This is a genomic window from Bacillus capparidis (assembly GCF_017832095.1).
Classification (GTDB): domain Bacteria; phylum Bacillota; class Bacilli; order Bacillales; family Bacillaceae; genus Bacillus; species Bacillus gobiensis.
In genome coordinates, this window is the sequence record NZ_JAFDST010000003.1 from 324,422 (window position 1) to 344,021 (window position 19,600).

21 protein-coding genes are annotated in these 19,600 nt (G+C 40.5%); 14 read left to right on the forward strand and 7 right to left on the reverse strand.

Features of this window, described 5'->3' with window-relative positions:
• Positions 1-11 precede the first annotated feature (11 nt).
• A complete protein-coding gene (locus JOC74_RS15165) occupies positions 12-236 on the reverse strand; it encodes a hypothetical protein (RefSeq protein WP_053605487.1) in 225 nt (74 codons plus the stop codon).
• A 215-nt stretch (positions 237-451) separates the two neighbouring features.
• Between JOC74_RS15165 and mbcS the strand changes: the two genes are divergently transcribed.
• The 3 genes from mbcS (at position 452) to JOC74_RS15180 (ending at position 3,796) form a co-directional block, all read left to right on the forward strand.
• Positions 452-2,035, forward strand: a complete 1,584-nt coding sequence (gene mbcS / locus JOC74_RS15170; protein WP_053605488.1) for an acyl-CoA synthetase MbcS — start codon at positions 452-454, stop codon at positions 2,033-2,035.
• A 217-nt stretch (positions 2,036-2,252) separates the two neighbouring features.
• A complete protein-coding gene (locus JOC74_RS15175) occupies positions 2,253-3,161 on the forward strand; it encodes an NAD(P)/FAD-dependent oxidoreductase (protein WP_053605489.1) in 909 nt (302 codons plus the stop codon).
• Positions 3,162-3,202: 41 nt separating this feature from the next.
• Positions 3,203-3,796 carry a dienelactone hydrolase family protein gene (locus JOC74_RS15180; RefSeq protein WP_053605490.1) on the forward strand — a complete coding sequence of 198 codons (594 nt, stop codon included), beginning with the start codon at positions 3,203-3,205 and terminating at the stop codon, positions 3,794-3,796.
• A 133-nt stretch (positions 3,797-3,929) separates the two neighbouring features.
• On the opposite strand, the gene JOC74_RS15185 is transcribed toward JOC74_RS15180, so the two are convergent.
• Positions 3,930-5,129, reverse strand: a complete 1,200-nt coding sequence (locus tag JOC74_RS15185) for an MFS transporter (RefSeq protein WP_053605491.1) — start codon at positions 5,127-5,129, stop codon at positions 3,930-3,932.
• Between the two features lie 225 nt (positions 5,130-5,354).
• Here JOC74_RS15185 and JOC74_RS15190 point away from each other — a divergent pair, with 225 nt between their 5' ends.
• On the forward strand, positions 5,355-5,693 hold the full coding sequence (locus tag JOC74_RS15190; RefSeq protein ID WP_225970292.1) for a MerR family transcriptional regulator: 339 nt from the start codon (positions 5,355-5,357) through the stop codon (positions 5,691-5,693).
• A 244-nt stretch (positions 5,694-5,937) separates the two neighbouring features.
• On the opposite strand, the gene JOC74_RS15195 is transcribed toward JOC74_RS15190, so the two are convergent.
• The gene (locus tag JOC74_RS15195; protein ID WP_211086203.1) at positions 5,938-6,528 is read right to left on the reverse strand and encodes a TetR/AcrR family transcriptional regulator; all 591 of its coding nucleotides are present in this window, start codon (positions 6,526-6,528) and stop codon (positions 5,938-5,940) included.
• Between the two features lie 188 nt (positions 6,529-6,716).
• On the opposite strand from JOC74_RS15195, the gene JOC74_RS15200 reads away from it, so the two are divergent.
• Positions 6,717-7,379, forward strand: coding sequence for a nitroreductase family protein (locus JOC74_RS15200; RefSeq protein ID WP_053605493.1), 663 nt, complete (start codon positions 6,717-6,719; stop codon positions 7,377-7,379).
• 113 nt (positions 7,380-7,492) lie between these two features.
• Here JOC74_RS15200 and JOC74_RS15205 read toward each other — a convergent pair whose 3' ends face one another.
• On the reverse strand, positions 7,493-7,654 hold the full coding sequence (locus tag JOC74_RS15205; protein WP_225970293.1) for a hypothetical protein: 162 nt from the start codon (positions 7,652-7,654) through the stop codon (positions 7,493-7,495).
• Between the two features lie 365 nt (positions 7,655-8,019).
• On the opposite strand from JOC74_RS15205, the gene JOC74_RS15210 reads away from it, so the two are divergent.
• The 6 genes from JOC74_RS15210 (at position 8,020) to JOC74_RS15235 (ending at position 15,159) form a co-directional block, all read left to right on the forward strand.
• Positions 8,020-11,424 (forward strand): phosphodiester glycosidase family protein, encoded by a 3,405-nt coding sequence (locus tag JOC74_RS15210; protein WP_053605494.1) that lies wholly within the window; start codon positions 8,020-8,022, stop codon positions 11,422-11,424.
• A gap of 320 nt (positions 11,425-11,744) precedes the next feature.
• Positions 11,745-12,443: a response regulator transcription factor gene (locus JOC74_RS15215; RefSeq protein WP_312883829.1), complete on the forward strand. Its 699-nt coding sequence runs from the start codon at positions 11,745-11,747 to the stop codon at positions 12,441-12,443.
• On the forward strand, positions 12,444-13,379 hold the full coding sequence (locus JOC74_RS15220; protein WP_053605495.1) for a sensor histidine kinase: 936 nt from the start codon (positions 12,444-12,446) through the stop codon (positions 13,377-13,379).
• Between the two features lie 96 nt (positions 13,380-13,475).
• Positions 13,476-14,399, forward strand: a complete 924-nt coding sequence (locus JOC74_RS15225; RefSeq protein ID WP_211086204.1) for an ATP-binding cassette domain-containing protein — start codon at positions 13,476-13,478, stop codon at positions 14,397-14,399.
• A 63-nt stretch (positions 14,400-14,462) separates the two neighbouring features.
• The gene (locus JOC74_RS15230) at positions 14,463-14,819 is read left to right on the forward strand and encodes an ABC transporter permease (protein ID WP_053605497.1); all 357 of its coding nucleotides are present in this window, start codon (positions 14,463-14,465) and stop codon (positions 14,817-14,819) included.
• Between the two features lie 22 nt (positions 14,820-14,841).
• Positions 14,842-15,159, forward strand: coding sequence for a hypothetical protein (locus tag JOC74_RS15235; RefSeq protein ID WP_211086205.1), 318 nt, complete (start codon positions 14,842-14,844; stop codon positions 15,157-15,159).
• A 177-nt stretch (positions 15,160-15,336) separates the two neighbouring features.
• Here the strand turns inward: JOC74_RS15235 and JOC74_RS15240 are convergent, their stop codons facing one another.
• The gene (locus JOC74_RS15240; RefSeq protein WP_098945269.1) at positions 15,337-15,978 is read right to left on the reverse strand and encodes a 3'-5' exonuclease; all 642 of its coding nucleotides are present in this window, start codon (positions 15,976-15,978) and stop codon (positions 15,337-15,339) included.
• Between the two features lie 182 nt (positions 15,979-16,160).
• Here JOC74_RS15240 and JOC74_RS15245 point away from each other — a divergent pair, with 182 nt between their 5' ends.
• Genes JOC74_RS15245 through JOC74_RS15255 form a run of 3 tightly spaced genes read left to right on the forward strand, consistent with a single transcriptional unit; the run spans position 16,161 to position 17,563 of the window.
• Positions 16,161-16,490, forward strand: a complete 330-nt coding sequence (locus JOC74_RS15245; RefSeq protein ID WP_053605499.1) for a PadR family transcriptional regulator — start codon at positions 16,161-16,163, stop codon at positions 16,488-16,490.
• Positions 16,487-16,900: a permease prefix domain 1-containing protein gene (locus JOC74_RS15250; RefSeq protein ID WP_053605500.1), complete on the forward strand. Its 414-nt coding sequence runs from the start codon at positions 16,487-16,489 to the stop codon at positions 16,898-16,900. The genes JOC74_RS15245 and JOC74_RS15250 overlap by 4 nt, the downstream gene beginning before the upstream one ends.
• A gap of 12 nt (positions 16,901-16,912) precedes the next feature.
• Positions 16,913-17,563: a hypothetical protein gene (locus tag JOC74_RS15255; RefSeq protein ID WP_053605501.1), complete on the forward strand. Its 651-nt coding sequence runs from the start codon at positions 16,913-16,915 to the stop codon at positions 17,561-17,563.
• A gap of 16 nt (positions 17,564-17,579) precedes the next feature.
• Here the strand turns inward: JOC74_RS15255 and JOC74_RS15260 are convergent, their stop codons facing one another.
• Entirely contained in the window at positions 17,580-18,134 is a 555-nt protein-coding gene (locus JOC74_RS15260; RefSeq protein WP_053605502.1) for an MFS transporter, read from the reverse strand.
• Positions 18,135-19,565, reverse strand: a complete 1,431-nt coding sequence (locus JOC74_RS15265) for an FAD-binding oxidoreductase (RefSeq protein ID WP_053605503.1) — start codon at positions 19,563-19,565, stop codon at positions 18,135-18,137.
• Between the last annotated feature and the right edge of the window lie 35 nt (positions 19,566-19,600).

The following is a 19,600-nucleotide window of genomic DNA, read 5'->3' on the forward strand; positions in this document are numbered from 1 at the left end:
CTTAAAATTTTTTACATCCGAACAATTACAGCGCCGCCTCCGCCAGTTGTACATACACGGTTTTGCAGTTCCTCAATGGAACGCAGCGTTTCATTTGTTTTTTCTAAGCTGGAAAGAAGTAATTCCAGCCGATGTTCAAGGTTGGCCAAGCGCTGCATGACCTGCTGCTGGTCATGATTTATTTGACGATGATCGGTTTGGTACTGGGAGTTTGGTGAATTCCAATTCGAGTACATAGGATTGCCTCCATCCACAAAAGCTTTAGTACTTTATTTTATGATTACCAGGTGGGTAAGTTCGCCTATTTTATAGGCATCCATTTCTTTTTTAAATTTTCAGGATATATCATTGTCAATTTTGTGGGATAACCTCTATAATAGAATTTAGAATCAAGTATTAGTACCTGGTTATAATTTTTAAGTGAAATTTAATCGAATTTTGGAGGTGTCTTGTGCTTAATTTAAATGATTTACTCCCAGATAATGAATATAATTTAATAGATGAAATTGAGAAATATTCTTCGGAACAAACAGCAATAAAATGGCTGAATGAACAAGGAGACAGGCAGGAGATATCATATGCTCAATTGCTAAAGCAGGTTAACAAGCAGGCTAACGTCTTGACTGAGCTTGAATTGAAAAAAGGAGATCACGTCCTTGTGATTATGCCAAGGTTGATTGACGCTTATGTTACTTATTTGGCTTGCTTTAAAACGGGAATCGTAGTGATTCCGTCTTCTGAAATGCTCCGTGCCAAGGATATTGAGTATCGCTTAAACCATGGAGAAATAAAAGCGGTTATTTCATATCACTTATTCACTGGTGAAGTAGACAAGGTGAAGGATACCCCGGCAACGCTGAAACGGAAAATTTCTATCGGCGGAGAGGTCAGCGGATGGCTGCAAATGGAGGAATTGATGGAAAATGCGGCTGACAGCTTTGATACGGTTCCGACATTAAAAGACGATACCCTTTTGATGTCCTACACCTCAGGAACGACCGGACAGCCGAAAGCAGTGGTCCATAGCCACGGGTGGGCTTATGCACATTTACGGGTAGCTGGAAAGGAATGGCTTGATATTAGTGAAACAGATACCGTATGGGCAACAGCTGCGCCAGGCTGGCAAAAATGGGTGTGGAGCCCGCTGTTATCAATTCTCGGCTGCGGTGCAACCGGATTTGTTTATAACGGGAAATTTAATCCTGAGAAATATTTAGAGCTTTTGCAGGATGAAGAAATCAATGTTCTATGTTGTACTCCGACAGAATATCGCTATATGGCTAAAATTGATGAACTTGAAAAATACAATTTGCCAATGCTTCATAGTGCGGTGTCAGCAGGAGAGCCGCTCAACGCGGAAGTAATTACGATCTTTAAAAACAAGCTCGGCGTTCAAGTAAGGGATGGATACGGGCAAACTGAAAACACCTTATTGATCGGTACGCTTAAAGGAGTCGAGCCCAGACTGGGAAGCATGGGAAAACCGATGCTCGAAGGCTTCGTTGAAATTGTTGATGAAAACGGAGTGCCGTGCGAGGTCGGAGAAACTGGCGACATTGCGGTCCTAAAGAATCTGCCATCATTGTTTAAAGGCTATTTTAAGGAGCCTGAGCGGACAGAAAGAACGATTAGAGGCGATTACTATATCACAGGTGACCGCGCTACGAAGGATGAAGACAATTATTATTGGTTCCAAGGGCGCGGTGACGATGTCATTATCAGCTCGGGCTATACCATCGGGCCATTCGAAGTGGAGGATGCATTGGTCAAGCATCCGATGGTGAAAGAATGTGCAGTCGTTGCGAGCCCGGATGAGTTTCGCGGAACCGTAGTTAAGGCGTTTATCGTTTTGACGCAGCCTGTAGAGAATGAAGAGAAGCTGATGAAGGAGTTGCAGACGCACGCAAAGACGTTAACAGCTCCATATAAATACCCAAGACGTATCGAATTTGTTCAAGATCTGCCTAAAACGAATTCAGGAAAAATCAGAAGGGTTGAATTACGCGAGCAAGAGCTGCGTAAATATTTGAAGTAACTTAAATGACCGGCTTTCCTATGGGAAGGCCGGATTCTTTTGATTTGAGAAGGGTTTGAATCAAGCAGAAAAAACAATGGAAGACTATTTATGATTGGACAATGGTAAGTAACCTCGTTTCAACAAGGAAAAACTCGGGAAATCCGAGAAGAGATTGACCACAACATCCCACCTATGGTTAACCTTAAAAAAAATTCTCGGGTAAAGGAGAGTTTACATGCTTGATTGCGCAATTATTGGCGGTGGTCCTGCTGGATTAAATGCTGCCCTCGTCCTTGGTCGAGCCAGACGAAAAGTGGCATTGTTCGATGACAATAAGCCGCGAAACGCTGTGACGCGTGAGTCGCACGGATTTCTTACGAGAGATGGAGTAAGTCCCCGGGAAATCAAAAGCATTGCCCATAAAGAAATCAGCCGTTACCAAACGGTGGAGCTTCACAAAAGCCGGGTGACGAATGTGACGAAAAATAACTCTTCTTTTGAAATTGAAACAGATAAAGGAGACAGGTTTCACGCCAAAACCATTCTTCTGGCGACCGGGTTAAAGGAGCAGCTTCCTGATATCGATAAGATACAAGAATACTATGGAAGAAGCTTGTTTTGCTGTCCTTATTGTGACGGATGGGAGCTGAAAGATAAGCCTTTAGTGGTTATCTCCCGGGGTGACCACCTGTATCATTTGGCAACCACAGTCTGGAACTGGAGCCATGACCTGCTCGTTTGTACAAACGGAAATGAAAACAATCTTGCAACAGAAGAATTAAATCTTCTGAGAAGTAAAGGAATTCATGTGAAAGAAGAAAAAATCCGTACGCTCAAAGGGGAGAACGGGGAATTAAAAAGCATTGTGTTTGAAAATAGGGAAGAGATCAAGCGAGAAGGCGGATTTATTACTCCGCACGTCGTCCAGGCCGTGAAATTTGGCGAATATTTAGGCTGCGAAACCACAAGGCTTGGCGGGATTCAAACAGATGAGGTAGGCAGGACCAATATTAAAGGCGTATACGCTGCGGGAGACTCTGCCATTATCGCTCCGGCACAAGTAGTCATAGCAGCAGCTGAAGGAAGCAGAGCGGCAATCGGGATTAATACGGATTTAATTGAGAAGGAATTTATGGATATATGATTTTAGAAACGCGAATCTAATAAAGGCTTGGAGGTTTTCAGGTGGCGAAAGAACGTATTGCCATCATTGTAATCCACGAAATTTATGGTGTGAATCAGCATATTAAGGACGTGAAGGTTTTTTTAGAGAAGTCAGGAGCTGCAGTTTATACTCCAGATTTACTTAGTATTGAGGAACCTTTTGCCTATAGTAAAGAAGAAAAAGCATATGCAAATTTTATGGAGAATGTTGGTTTCGAAAAAGGAGCCCGGCAAATCGAGAGGCTTATTTACCAGTTAAAACAGCAGTTTGATCATGTTGGAATCATTGGATTTAGTGTGGGAGCAACGATTGCTTGGCTTTGCAGCACATTTCATGAGTTAAGCTTTGCCGTCTGCTGTTACGGCTCACGCATCAGAAGCTACACAAGCATAGAGCCGAATTGTCCGGTACTTCTTATTTTCCCTGCCCACGAACAGTCATTTGACCCTGAAGCTCTGATCGAAAACCTTAAGCAAAAACGAAACGAAAAAATCACGATACAGCAATTTTCAGGCAGCCACGGTTTTATAGATCCATATAGTGACAAATATGAAGCTTTGGCAGCAGAGAAAGCACTTCGTTTGATGGAAGAGTTTATTTATAGGCTTTGTTAAGTAAAATAATAGACCTCCTCCAAGGAAGGTCTATTAATTTGAAAAAACGTACTTTTATAATTTAAAATACATTGTAACGTTTCTAATACATGTGAGAGCTGGATGTCCTGATCTCACATTAAAGCTTGAACCATTATTTTTGAGTGGGGATTTTAATCAAAAGTGATAATATAAAACCGATTCCCAGTAATAGAGCCAGCATTTCAAAGGTTAAGACGTAGCTTCCTGTATTTAATAATGCCACAGTAATAACCGGCCCGATGGAAGCTCCGATAAATAAAATAAACATGTATAGCGTTACAGCCGCTCCGCGTTCTTTCCCTCCGTGCATGCCGACTAACGAAATCAGTGTAGGAACGACAACTGCAATTCCGGCAACAAATACGACAGTCATCCCAATCAGAAAGGCTAGGTTTGAACCAGCACCAAGCATTGCTAAACCCAGTACTGCCGCCAGTAATCCAGTCTTTAACACTTTGCCGAGTCCAAAGGCAGAAACAAATTTGCCGGCAAAGGGTGACAAAAGTATACCGATAATGCCTATGGATCTGATGTACAATATTTCTTGGCCGGTTAAACCAAAATTCGAGCCTGTTAAGAAGCTTCCTAAAGCGGTATACATTCCTACGAAAGTAAACAAAAGCATAAACGTAATCGAATAACAGAAGATCAATGACCGATTTTGCAATAAACGCGCCATTTTACGAAAGGAGTCAGCGATTGTTGATGTTTGGGCAGCATTTGTTTGTTTAGGTATGAACAATGCTGCGAAGAAAGCGGTTATGAAATAAATAGCACCTAATATAAAAAAAACTGAGTTCCAGTCAGATGCTTGACTTACGATGCTGCTTAATACCTGGCCTGCAATGCCTGCCATTAAAAATCCCGTGGTCACAAAACCAATTGTCGTGACTCGTTTTTCTATAGGAAATCGTTCTGCTATATACGCCAGGGCGGCAGGAGCAAAAGTCGATGCAGCAAATCCTTGTATGCCCCGAAGAACGATGATTAACGCTAAGCTATTGGCTAATCCGGTGAGCAAAGTAACGACAGCAAGCGCACAAAGTCCGTATACAATAATTTGCTTGCGTCCATATCTTTCTGAAAGGGTTCCGAAAAATAACAAACCGACGGCGTAGCATAATGAGAATGAACTGCTGGTCCATGCTGCCTGGCCTGGTTCAACATGAAAAACATCTGAGAAAATAGAAAGCAGCGGCAGCATAATATAGAGACTAGAGAGAACGACTAAGCCGCACCAAAACAAAATTAGTGTTATCAGTGGATAAGATACCCGCGTTTTCGCTTCATTAAGATCTTTTGCAATGTCCAATTGTAATGCCTCCTTTTTCTGCTAATCCTTTTTGCCATTCTTTTTTCTGCTCCTCACGAATCATTGCCATCTCGCAATCTCTCCTTATGGAAATTGCTTCACAATGTTCTTTATCTACATTAATTGTAACTAAGTTACAAACAAAGTCAATATATATCGTAATGATTTGTAACGAATCTCCTTTTCATGTAAAATAGTTACGTTAAGTATTGGAGGGAAGATACCGTGACCGATAAATTTGAATCAATGCCATTACTTGATTTTGACTTACTTAAAAAGCTTGTTGTTGGTATAGGTGAAGTATCTGAAATCACTGGAGTTCCGACAAGAAAATTAAGGTATTGGGAAGAAAAAGCGATTATCCAGTCTGAAAAAGATGGCGAAGGCATTACACGCAGATATAATTATTTAAATATAAAAAAAATACTTTTGATTCAAGAGTTACTCGACGAAGGATATACCTTGGATGCAGCAGCAAAAAAGGTTGAAACAAGAATGAAAACGATAAATGATGTCTTTCTCAAATTGACTGAGGCTGCCTCTGAAAATAAGAATGATGAATAAATTGAAAATGCTTTGAAGGAATCGTTTTTCCTTAAAAGCATTTTTTCTTTTGCTTTTAACTTTTGACACAAAGCCTGGTGCCAAAGTTAGCCTAACTCCTCCCCATAGGTAACAAACGCATAGACAGTGTTTCCAGTTGGTCCAAAGGCAGGGGTGGTAAAACACAAGAATAAGAAGACAACAACCGGTGATTCAAGATAATGGTTTCATCTGAACGGGCAGGATAGAGCAATAGCGACAGGACCTATCCCAGCAGTTCTTTGGCTCCGTTCATCACTAAAGGCATAGTCTGTTTAACGAATGATTCCGCACTTATTAGACACCCCTCATTGTTCCAAACGTAAGCCGCCCCATACATCCCCCAACTTAACATGATAGAAGCTGTATTTATTAAGAATTGCGCGTTTGGACTCGATAGCATCTTGTCTTTGTCTATAAAGGAAAGAAGTATCGTTTGAATTTTTTCCTTTATTTGAATTTCGAATACAGGTCCAAGCGATGCATACCTTCTTTTGCACATAGTGCTTAGACCCTTGTGAAAATCGCATACACCCAGAAAAATACTCTGAATTGTTTCTTCATTTAATACTTCGTGACCGCTTATTCTACGATTTATGATTGTCATAAATGATTCCATTAGTTTGGCCTCAAGAATTTCGAATTTATCTACAAAGTGCGCATAAAAAGTCGCTCTGTTAACAGTAGCCCGCTCTGCAATATCCCTAACGGTTATCGATTCAAAGTCTTTTTCTTGAATTAATGAAGCAAAAGCGTCTTGAAGGAGTCGCCGTGTACGTATCACACGAGGATCAGCTTCATTCTTTTTAATTGTCATGTTAAGATCTCCCCAATAAAACGACATTATAGAAATGGTGTTGTCTATACAACGGTTTATGGTTATTGATGATTGCGTACCATTCGGTTGTTATTATAGCATATAAATACAACAAGTGTTGTTCAAACAACTAATGTTGTAATGAAACAAAATGCTGAATGCCGCTTTTCCAAAAGGAGGAGAGAACCATGTCGGTTTCACTACCGTCGCAAACAATGGAGCACCAACTTTTTTTTGATGTTATTCGAGAACGCCGGTCGGTTCGTAGCTATGATCCCGAGATCAAGATTTCGCGGAAGGAATTGACCGAAACATTGCGGCAAGCTACGCTGGCTCCTTCAGCCGCTAACCTGCAGCCGTGGCGGTTTCTCGTTATCGACTCGCCGGAGCTGAAGCAGAAGCTGCTTCCGATCGCATTCAATCAACAGCAAGTGGTCGAGGCTTCGGCTGTCATTGCTGTACTCGGAGATTTGGAGTGTTATAAATTTGCCGAGAAAATTTACGGAATGGCGGTCGATGCGGGTTACATGCCTGCAGAGACGGCTAAATCGTTCGTGGAACGCTATACCGGCATGTATTCGAGCATGCCGCCCGAGGCCATCCGCCAAAAAGTTTATACCGATTGCGGGCTAGTATCTATGCAACTCATGCTTGTCGCCCGCGCTAAAGGCTATGATACGGTCCCGATGGGCGGCTATGACCAGGCTGAATTTGTAGAAGCGTTCGATATTCCGGAGAGATACGCTCCTGTTATGCTTATCGCTATCGGCAAGGCGACGAAGCCTGGTCATCCGACGGTGAGACTGGCTGTCGATGATGTAGCTTTCTTTAACGAAATACCTATGGAATAACAAAATGTAAAAGACCTTGGCAGCCGCATAAACAACGGGGAGCTAAGGTCTTTTACAGGCTCTACGCATCAGATTCTAACAAGGCGTCGTACAGCTATATTAGCTGGATGGTGCTAGATTCGATTTGGCGACGGGGTATGTTTTAAATATGTGAACATCAGTTCCGCAATTCCGACATTTTTTACTTTTATGGTTACTTCATCTTCACCGGGAGCCGGATAAGGAACTTCCTTGATGACTGCTTCAAATGGTGTTTCAATTACTAGCGCTTTCATTACTAATCCCTCCAATGGATTACCGACTATAATTTCAGATAAAAATGATAAAACAACAATGGGTTCGCTTACATTAGTAGTTTATCAGCTATCAATCATGTATTGTATCTATGAATTCTAAAGCTTTGGCACGTCATTGCATAACAAAACTTAAGATTATACTTGTGAAACAATAAAGTGAAGCTTCAATCAGCGGGGGGGGGTACTGCCCGTTAAAGTGGGATAAAATCAGCATTTTATATCTTTTGCTTGAACGAAATTAAAACTTTTCTCAATGTAGATTAATATTTGTCTGATATTCTTAATATTGAAAAATAGCCGGAGCAATCGGCTGTAAATGAGAGAACAGAGGGAGGAGAATAGAAATGGTACGGAAGTGGCTGGTTCTTTTACTTTTATTTGTGTCGATGATGGTGGTTTCAATTGTCCCGTCGGCTCAAGCAGAAAATGCGCCGTCTTCTGACGAGCAACCACGGGCAGCATCATCAGATTTAACAGAACCTGAATCACTTGTAGGTCCAAGTGGAAAAACTCTTGTAACCAATGAAAAAACGACACCGGTTGGGCCAGGTATTGAATTAACGAGTTTCGAGAGGTTTGATCTGCGGGGGTGGTTAAATGGTGAATTGATGACAATTGAGCTTGATAATGAAAACGTTTTTTTGGACCTTCTTTTTCCGGGTGTCGTTTCGTCAGCAAAACCGTTATCTGAAATGGCTAAAACAGCAGGAGCAATTGCGGGGGTAAACGGTGACTTTTTTGATATTAACAATACGCAGGCGCCTTTAGGGGGAGCGATCCAAAACAATCAGCTGCTGAAAGGTCCAGAAGGTTCCCATACGTTAACTGCTGGTATTGATAGTAACAGAATTGGGCGGATTGCCAATCTATTATTAGAGGGAACCGTTACTCTTTCCAACGGCAGCTTTTCTTTAGATGCTTTCAATCAATACGGACTTCCCGCAAATGGGATCGGCTTATACACTTCCGTCTGGGGCTCTAAACAAAGGTTGTCATATGGAGCCTCAACGTATGAAGTAACGATACGGGATGGAAAGGTTACGCATGTTTCCAGTCAGCCAGGAAGCGGTGATATTGAGGAAAACTCTTACGTATTAGTTGGCCGTGAACAAGGGGCAGATATTTTAAAGACCTTATCAATTGGAGACAAGGTGACAGTCGATTATGCACCAAAAGTCGATGGGAATGCACGTATGTCATTTGCGATTGGCGGTAATGTCAAGCTGCTTGAAAGTGGAAATATTCGAGAAAACTTGGACGACAGCTCAGCAGCTCCCAGAACAGCCGTAGGATTTTCAGAGAATGGCAAAAAAATGTACGTAGTTGCCGTAGACGGCCGCCAAACGGACAGCCGTGGAATAACATATAAAGAATTGGCAGCATTAATGAAGGGATTTGGCGCCTACAATGCGCTGAACTTAGATGGCGGCGGTTCAACAACAATGGTTGCACGTAAACCCGGCGCAGAAAATGCGGAGGTTGTCAATCAACCATCAGATGGATCAGAGAGAGCTGTGCCGAACGGCATTGGGATTTTCGCAAAACCGGGCAGCGGAAAACTTAAAGGCCTTGACGTCACACCTGTTTTGGAACAAAAAAACATTGATCTGGTTTTTCCCGGTTTATCAAGAAGCTACAAAAGTGTTGGTTACGATGAGAATTACAATCCAGTTGAGACAGGTTCTATTAAATGGAGAACACGTCCATCTGATATAGGTACGTTCGAGGATGCCGGGGTTTTTCGTGCAAAAAAATCAGGTTCCTCTTTCGTACAGGCACAATCGGAATGGACGAAAGGAACAAGGAAGGTAACAGTCATAGGCGAATTAGAACGGATTGAAGCATCATCTTCGCGCCTGAGTCTTGAATCGGGTGCACAAGAAGATTTTTCTATCGAGGGGTACGATAAAGACGGTTATCGCACATTAATTGAGCCGCGTGATATTACACTAGACTATGATTCATCGGTTATATCCGTAAAAGAATACAAAGATGGCGGTTTTTCGATTGCTCCAAAAAAAGACGGGGGATCAACTGTTATTACGGCAACAGTTTCTGGTCATAAAACATATCTTCCAGTTACAATTGGTCTTTCAGAAAAAAAAGTATCGGACTTTGAGAGTACTGCAGGATGGTCTTTTACCAAATACCCTGCCGCTGTCGATGGATCAATAGAGACTGTTCAAGGGAAAAATGGACAAGGACTGCAGCTTAATTATGATTTCTCCACTTCGACCGCTACGCGTGCTGCTTATTTACAAGCAGACCCAATGCTAGAGCTTCCGGGAGAGGTGCAAAAGATTGGGCTGTGGGTACATGGAGATGGAAACGGAGCTTGGCTTCGCACGATCATTAAAGATGCTGCAAACACAAGCTATACGTTAACATTAGCAAGCAAAGTGGATTGGAAGGGCTGGAAATATGTTGAGGCAACGGTTCCAGAAGGAGTACGCTATCCGGCTAAGCTATGGCGCATCTATCCGGTGGAAGCGAATAAAAATGCTCAATATGCCGGAAGTCTAATTTTCGATGATCTCGTTGTTAAGGTGCCGCCGGAAGTTGAGGAGGTTCCAAAACAATCTCAGACACCCGATCCGCTTATTATTCAAAACGGGAAAATCCAAAGCGATCGTTGGAAATTTGCTGTCCTGGCAGATAGCCAGTTTGCTGCAAAATCTCCTGACAGCCAACAAGTACGGATGGCTCGGGAATCTCTTCGCCAAATCGTGAAAGTAAATCCGGATTTTCTTGTAATCAATGGAGATTTCGTTGATACGGCTTACAAGGAAGATTTTGAGCTAGCGGAAAAAATTTTGAAAGAAGAAGTCGGGGACAAGCTACCTGTTTATTATATCCCAGGGAATCATGAAAGAATGGGTACAGACACATTGGACAATTTCTTGAACGTTTATGAAAAAAACCGTTATACATTTGACCATAAAGGGACACGAATCATCTTGCTTGATTCATCTGCAGGAAGCTACCGTACAAGTAATTTTGAACAGCTGATCCATTTGAAAAAATCACTTGAGGAAGCCGCTGATGATCCAACGGTCAAACAGGTTGTTGTGATGGCACACCATCCGACCCGTGACCCGCTCCCAACAAAAAACAGCCAGCTGAACGATCAAAAAGAGTCGGAATTACTTGAACAATGGTTAACTGCTTTCCGCCAAGATTCAGGCGGGAAAGGTGCGATTTATATTAGTGGACATGCTCATACCGTTCATAGTGAGCGTGTAGAAGGGGTACCGTATATGGTGGTCGGACCCGCCGGGAAAATTCCTTATGGATCAGCGGATGAAGGCGGATTTTACTCATGGACCTTGTTTGGTGTTGATCCAAAAGCTGGACCTGACAGAGTATTCGGTCCGGAAAAAGCTTCATTAGCCAGTAAAAAAGCTGATCGAAGCTGGATCCAGGCTGAGGTGAGACCGATGCTAGAATCGATTACAATGGATGCGCCATCTGCCATCAATGCTGGCGAAACCGTTAAAATCAGCGCTTCTGGCCATCAAGTTGGAGATCTCACAGTGCCTCTACGTTATCCTGCAACCGTAACTTGGAACGGCAGCGAGAACGTCTTTGTTGGCACAGGTCAAAAGTTAAAACGAGCAGAAGTATCCGGGCGGTACGATGCCGCGTTTAATCCGGAGAAGGGAGAATTAAAAGCTCTTCGTAAAAGTAAAATTACATTGGAGATTGAAGCGAACGAAAAAATGACTGAAAAAGAAATCGTCATTCATTAGGTCGAGACAAATAGAAAAACATACTAAGATTAGCAGCACAGACCACGGCCATGGTCTGTGCTGCTATTTTTATAGTAAAAGTGAAGAATAGGTCGTGACAGCCCCAGAACCTTGAGTTCATATTAAAAAAACTGGTCTACTTCACTGTCAATCACAGGATTCAATTTGTCCAACCAATACAGTGACAAAAGCAAAAAAGAGTAAATCTAAGTGATAAAATATTGTTGGTAAAACATCTCTTAAAATATGGTATTTTTAAGAGGTATTTTTTCAAAACGTAAGTATTTATATTAGTTTTTCATGAGAGGTGCTATTTTCAGGTGCAGAAAACGATTTTGCTTGTTGAAGACGATCCGTCGATTAGTAATATGGTAAAAAAGTATTTAAGTAATGAGGGTTTTAACGTTGTATGTGTTTTTGATGGCGAGGAAGCAGCAAGAGTCTTTATGCGCGAACAATATGATTTAGTATTGCTCGATTTAATGTTGCCAAAGTTATATGGCTTAGATCTGCTTCAAATGGTGAGAGCAAAAAGCTACATCCCGGTCATTATTATGTCAGCTAAAGAAAGTGAAGTGGATAAAGCGCTCGGTCTTGGGTTTGGTGCAGATGACTACATCACAAAACCATTTTCGATGATTGAACTGGCAGCAAGAGTGAAAGCGGCCATAAGAAGATCTACACAGTACATAGAAAGTGATACGCTGGTAAGAAAATCAGTCATTAAAGTACATGAGATAGAACTGGATACAGAGAATCATCGTGTGATAAAGAACGGCGTTGAGATCAACTTAACATCAAAGGAATGGAAGATTCTCTGTCTGTTTTTTGAAAATCAGAAAAAGGTTTTTACAAAAGAACAGATTTATCGTTCCGTCTGGAGCGATGATTACTATAGTGATGAAAATATTATTAACGTGCACATAAGCCGTCTGAGAGAAAAAATTGAAGATACCACATCCAAACCTGCTTATATTAAGACACTATGGGGGATTGGGTACAAGCTGGGAGAATTTTAAATGATCACTATATTAAGCTGTGTCATTATAGCTCTTCTTTTCTGGAATATCTATCAATATCAATCAAAGAAGGCAAGAGATAGGGATATTACTTATATAAAAGATAAACTTGAACAGATGAAAACCTCACAATCAAGTCAGAAAATTCTCGTCGTAACTGCTGATAGGCAACTTATCGACATGCTTGATCTGTTAAATCAACTCGCAGGTCATCATCAAGAAAAAGAACGTCAGTATAAAAAAATGGAAGCCTCGATGAAACGGATGTTGGCAAACGTTTCTCATGATCTGAAAACACCGCTTACCGTGATCGCAGGCTATGTTGAAATTCTTCAGAACCAACCTCAAATTATTGAACAAGAAAGAGCGCGTTTGCTGGAACAAGTACATACTAAAACAATAGAACTCATTACGTTAATGAATACATTTTTCGACTTGGCCAAGCTAGAGTCTGGAGATAAAGATATTCCGCTAGAAAAAGTTAATTTAACTGAGATCTGTAAAAATAACATTTTATTGTTCTATGAATGGATCCAAACAAAAGGTCTGGAAGCTGTTATCGAGATTCCAGAGAAACCTATTTTTGCACTTGGCAATGAGGAGGCATTAAACCGAGTATTAAGTAACCTGATTTCAAATGGTCTTCGCTATGGTGCAGATGGTAAGATGATCGGTTTAAAAGTATTTTGTGATGAAACTCTTGTCTATGTTGAAATCTTTGACAAGGGAAAAGGGATTAATGAAACCGAGCAGGAACGTGTATTTGAACGGATGTTCACGCTTGAAGAGTCAAGAAACAAAGCATTCCAAGGCAGCGGTTTAGGTTTAACTATTACAAAAAAGCTGATTGAAGAGATGCAAGGAGAAATTTCAGTACAATCGAAGTCATTTGAAAAAACGTCATTTACATTTTCATTAAAGCGTCTTAATAAGTAGCTCGCTTATTTCTTAAGATTTTCGTAAGAATTATGACAGAAATAAGCAAGTATCTCCAGGTAGAATAAAGACAATTAGAAAACGAGGAGGGCCATCATGGATTATGTTGTACAGACAAGAAATCTAACAAAAACATTCCAAGGACATGATGCTGTATCTAACGTAACGATGAATATTAAACAAGGTGAAATTTACGGGTTTATTGGACCGAATGGTGCGGGTAAGTCAACGATCATGAAGATGCTGACAAATATGATTAAACCTTCACATGGTGAGATTACTGTCTTTGGGACGCTATTAAAACACGATTCATTCGATTTTTTAAAGAGAATAGGCAATATGATTGAATATCCTATTTTTTATGAAAAAATGACCGCACTAGAAAATTTAGAGCTTCATTGTGCGTACATGGGATATCATAACAAACAGGCGATTCGAGACGCTTTGGATCGGGTAGGTCTGGAAAATGTAGAAAATAAGCGGCCTAAGGACTTTTCACTTAGGATGAGACAGCGTCTTTGTGTCGCAAGAGCGATCATCACAAAACCAGAATTCTTGATTCTAGATGAGCCTATTAACGGACTGGACCCAGCTGGAATTAAGGCTATGAGAAAGCTATTCAAAGAGCTAAATCAAGAGTATGGAATGACGATATTAATTTCCAGCCACATTATTGGTGAAATTGAGCAGATCGCAGACACAATTGGCGTCATTAAAAGCGGCAAACTGATTGAAGAAGCGTCTATGGATACGATAAAGGCGAGAAATACAGAGTACATTGAATTAGTGACAAGTGATCTGAGAAAAGCAGCTATGGTTCTGCATGATAAATTAGGTATTAATAACTTTAAGGTAGCAGGTGATCAAGTCATTCGCGTGTATGCCACAGAAGTACCTCAATCGACCATTTCAAAGACATTAATATTAGAAGATATCAAAATAGAATCTATTGATAAGAAAAGGACAACCTTAGAAGAGTATTTTATAAAAAAAGTTGAACTCGATCAGATTGTGATTTAAGTCTTGGCGTAAAAGAAGAATTTTCATTAGAATAAATGATCAGTTACGGGAGGGTATATCAGTTTGTTTCATTTAATAAAACTTGAGTTAAAAAAGAATAAATTAGGATGGTTCATAAAGGGTGCTATTCTTGCAAATATAATTATCCTTGGCTTTTTATGCATGATTCCGGCAATTGAAATGAGTGAAGGGGAGCAGACATTCAAAAACTTTACAGATTTTTTTACGATAAGCGGGGCTTTTGTGAGAAGTGTGTTTATTGTATTTGCCGCAGTACTCATTTCAAAAATGATTATTGATGAGTTTAAGAATCGAACGATGCTTGTCATGTTTTCGTATCCGATCAATCGAAAAAAAAATCTTGAGTGCAAAATTAATTCTTATCTTCTCAATGACATTTATTACACTAGTAATCTCTAATATAGTGGTGATTACTGGATTTATGGGCTTGAATCAAATTTTTCATTTAACTTCTGTAATGCGTTTAACGATAAATGATTTTTTTGCGGAGATCATTCGCATATTGATGTTTAGTTTGGCATCTGCAGGTGCAGCACTCGTACCATTATACTTCGGGTTGAGAAAATATTCAGCGCCAGCAACGATTGGTTCATCGCTATTAGTCGTTTTAGTAACAAGTTCGAGTTCTTCGGGTTTCTCATTAGCGAATATCATTTATATACCACTTAGCCTAGCAATAATTGCCCTTGGTATTGTTGCAGGGGCGATTCGGAAGATCGATCGGATTGATTTAAATTAAGTTGAGGTTGTTAAGTGATCAGATACTAAGGAGGAGTAATTGCACAGATTACTCCTTAAAATAACTTGCGATTGCACCTTTCTTTCGAATAATGATCCGTTTGTGGAAACCCCCTGTATTGGCTGTGATGTTCCCTCATCCCTATATAGTCTGATTTTCTTTTCATCATTATTTTTTTTAAAACAAGCGATAATTTGTCTGTGATCTGGGCTTGAGCCGCTTAGTTGTTTTCGGCGCTGAAGAAGATTTATACCCTCCTGCATACAAAAGCCCTTTCTTCAAGGAAAGATGGTTTAACACCTCATCATGATTTACCGCGCTAATTGTTTTGCTGATGTGCTGGAAAATAAGCATCGCCGCCTTTGCATCCTCGAGCGCATTGTGATGCTGGAACGAAAATTCTAGTATTTCCGCTATGGTTGAGAGTCTGTGATTGTATAAATCTGTCCAAAACCTGCGTGCCATTTGCATCGTGCAGGAGTACTCAAGCTCAGGGTACTCCAGGTTGTATGTATCCAATGTTTTTCGCAGTACACTAAAATCAAAGCTCGCATTATGGGCGATGACAAATGAGTTTTCTAAGAGGGGACTGATCTCGGGCCAAAGCTCGTCAAACGTAGGTTTATCTTCTACCATATTGGCATTGATGCCGTGAATTGATGTATTAATGGAGTGGAACCAATTGTTTTTCGGGCGAATGTACCATTCTTTCTCCAACACTACTTCTTTCTCTTCGTAAACGACAACTCCTATGGAACAAGCGCTGTCCCTGGCCGCGTTGGCAGTTTCAAAGTCAATCGCAACTGTTTTCAAGTCCATTTCATCCCCTTACTATTCGTCGGCATTTTTCTACTAGTTTACCATATACCAGCAGTCTTTGAATGGACTAAGTCCTTTAATTTGTTAATAACAATTTTTTCAAAAATTACTTTGACAGATAGAGTAATATCCGTTATGATTACTCTATCAGATAGAATAATGTTAGAACGGAAAGGAGCATTATGATTAGAAGCGATATTATTCGCGGGCATTTAGATTCCATCATCCTGCGGCTAATCTTAGAAAAAGACCAATATGGCTATGAAATATCAAAAGAAATCAGTTTGCGAACTGACAATCGATTTCAAATTAAAGAAGCGACTCTTTACGCCGTATTTCAGAGGCTGGAAAAGCGGGAATTAATCGAGTCCTATGTCGGGGGCATCTCACATGGCGGCAAAAGAAAATATTACCGAATCACCACGCTGGGCATTGCTTATTTAAAAGAAACCGTAAAAGAATGGCATGAAACGAAAGACATTATAGATCTGTTTATGGAGGGAATAGAGTGATAAAGCTAAGCAAGCATATCGACCAATTATTTAAAGACGTTCCGGACGGGGAACAAAAGGAAACGATTAAACAGGAAATTTTGCAAAACCTTGAGGAGAAGGTTCATGATTTAATGATGCAGGACAAGGAAGAGGAGGATGCGATTAACAAAACCATCGTTGAATTTGGAGACATCGAAGACATAAAAAAAGAACTTGGAGTCAAGGAGCATATCGAGCAAAAAACTGAAAAAAAAGATATGTCAAAATTGAATTTGGGCTTTTCTCTATGGGGGAGCGCTTTGATCATTACATTTTTCATTTTTCTTAATTTTTACTATTCTCCTGAGACGATTTGGTTTGTTTATCCTACATTTGGTGTATTGTGGTGGCCGCTTGCGATGTTTTTTGCTTGGGAGCGGACAAAGTAAGGGGGAATTAGGATGGAAGAAAAGAATCGCTTAAATGCTGCAACCGCTGGCACTGCATTAATGATCGCATTTTTAATGTTCGTAAATTATTTGACTAGCCCTCATGTCATATGGTTTCTATATCCATCGTTGGTTCTTCTGTTATTGACAATGAGCTTGAGCTTATGGAAGAAAAAGCAGCCAAAACTGCTTTCTCTTCTTAGCAGCACTATAATCATTCTGTTTTTTATTATAAATAATATGTTGTATTCGCCTGAACATCCTTGGTTTTTATATGCGATGTTTCCCGTGCTCTGGTGGCCGATTGTTTTGTATTCAGGAAACTATGCAGAAACGATGCAGTTCGCCCTGATTGGAAGCGGAATAACTATTCTGTATTATACTTTATTGAATGTATTCCTTTCTCCACAGTACCCTTGGTTTATTTATCCGGCATTCGCAGTACTTTGGTGGCCGATCGGACTATATTTTGGGACAAATAAGAAATTTTTTGCTTTATCCATTGTTGGAAGTTCACTAATAATCATTTTTTTCATTGCCGTTAACGCCTTTTCTTCACCTGAAACAGTATGGGCAGTATATCCAATTTTTTCAGTGATTTGGTGGCCGCTCAGCCTTTATTATTTTTCTTTTAAGAAAAGTAAAGTTAACTCGATTAATTAAGCTGTCTAATAGGCTGTCAGTCAGTAGTGTTCTTTTCTATCCCCAGCGACAGACAGCCGCTAACAAAAAAGAGAACAGAGCTCGCGTAAAAAATAAAATGGATGGTGAAATAATCGGCTAAAAATCCGCCGAGTATGATCGCAGCCGCTGAAAAGATAGACGTCCAAAAGTGGTAGTTTCCTATTTTTGTTCCTCTTGGTGCGCCATCGGTCACATCAGCGAGAAGTATTTTTTCTCCGTGTTTTTGCATAGAGCCAAACAACCCTAACAATATTTGAATTGTGTAGACCTGGCCGATCGATTCGATATGGGGATAAAAAAGAAGTAGTATAGCCATACCCCATGCATGGCCGCTTAAAAAATAACGACTGTCCACTCGGTTCGATAGTTTCCCAAGAACCGGATGGATAAGGGCTGCGCTCATTCCGAACAGCCCGTAAGAAAAACCAAATTGAGTATAGCTTGATCCTACATTCTTAAGGAAAAGAATGTAGAACGGAAATATCAAACTGCTTGCAAAAAATATGCCGCTCTGAGAAAGAACGAGCCATTTCAGTCCATTGTGCTTCATTTATTTATACCTCTCGTAAAAATAGTTAGTAAATCGTTCTTCAGGATCGTATTGAAGCTTTTTCTTAAAAAATTCATTCTTTCGCGGATAAGCCTTTTCCATTTGCTCATTTGTCGGATAGTTCATGTACGGAAGGTAGTAGCTTCCGTCATGGTTCAGCGTGACGTCAATCATTTTTTGGACGATTCTTTCGGTCTCGGTTCGTTCCGCGGGTGAAAGTCCTTGATTAATAAGAAGCACGAGCGCAAACATATCCGATTTCGCATAGGAAAGCACAGCATTTTCGTTTTTTTGTACATAACGGATGGTAATATTGACAAGGTTAAATTCTTCAGCTGACAAAGCGGACCTCAGCTCGTCTATGTAGGCTTCAAAATGATCGACCGGCACAAAATACTCTTGAAGTACATCCGTATTGCTTTCATTTTCATATTCCAAAAACTTAGATTCTGATCTCATGACGTTATTTCTCGTCATCTGTTTCCCGCTTTCTTTAATAAAATGGGATTTTTGCAGATTCCAGAAAGCGTCTTTTCCGAAATCGTTATTCCTTGCCAGACCAAGGGAAAACTTAGTTATCCCTGTCAACTCATCCTCTTTAAGCTTGTTGTAATTACCGAGCGCTGATTGATCGGTCAGCACATAGTCCGTAACATACATTTCTTTTAAAAATGAGGATTTTGCTGTAGAGATTCTTGCAAGATGCATGCGCACATCAGGGCGATTCAGCACATTCTCTTTAAAATAATCGGTATATTCCTTGTAATCGAGCTCTCTGCTATTCATTGCATACAGCTCATCGTCGGTTAACTCAAGCTCGACGTCTAAAATGACTCCGAATAACCCATATCCTCCAAGTACGAGAGAAAACAATTCATCGTCTCTGTTCACTGTAATGATTTTTCCATCGGCGTTTAACAGGCGGAAGGAGCGGACCGTGTCAATTAAAGAGCCGTATCGGATATCTCTGCCGTGTGCGTTTACGCTGAGAGAGCCTCCGATCGTAAAGATATTTTGTGATTGCATCACTTTTACCGCAAGGCCGTAAGGGTTTACCGCTTGCTGAATATCATTCCAAGTCGCTCCGCTTTGAACGGTAATCGTTTTATTCTGTTTATCGATCTCGAGAATTTTGTTGTAGCCTGTCATATCAAGCACTATGCCATCTTTATAGTATGTGTGGCCGCCCATGCTATGCTGCTTACCTGCAATCGAAACCTTTAAGTTCTTCTCTTTTGCTTCTTTAATCGTATCTAACAAAGTCGCTTCGCTGCTTCCATCGGTCACTTGTTTTACTTTGACAGGCATTAGGCGGCTGACATCCGTCATGAGAGCCGGATCTTGTACATTTTTTTCTTTCTGTATCGAGTAAAAAAACATCGATAGATAGAAAACCAAGATGATCCCGATTACTATCCATTTTTTCTTCATGTGATCTCACCACTTTCTACCTTTCCTAGTAACTA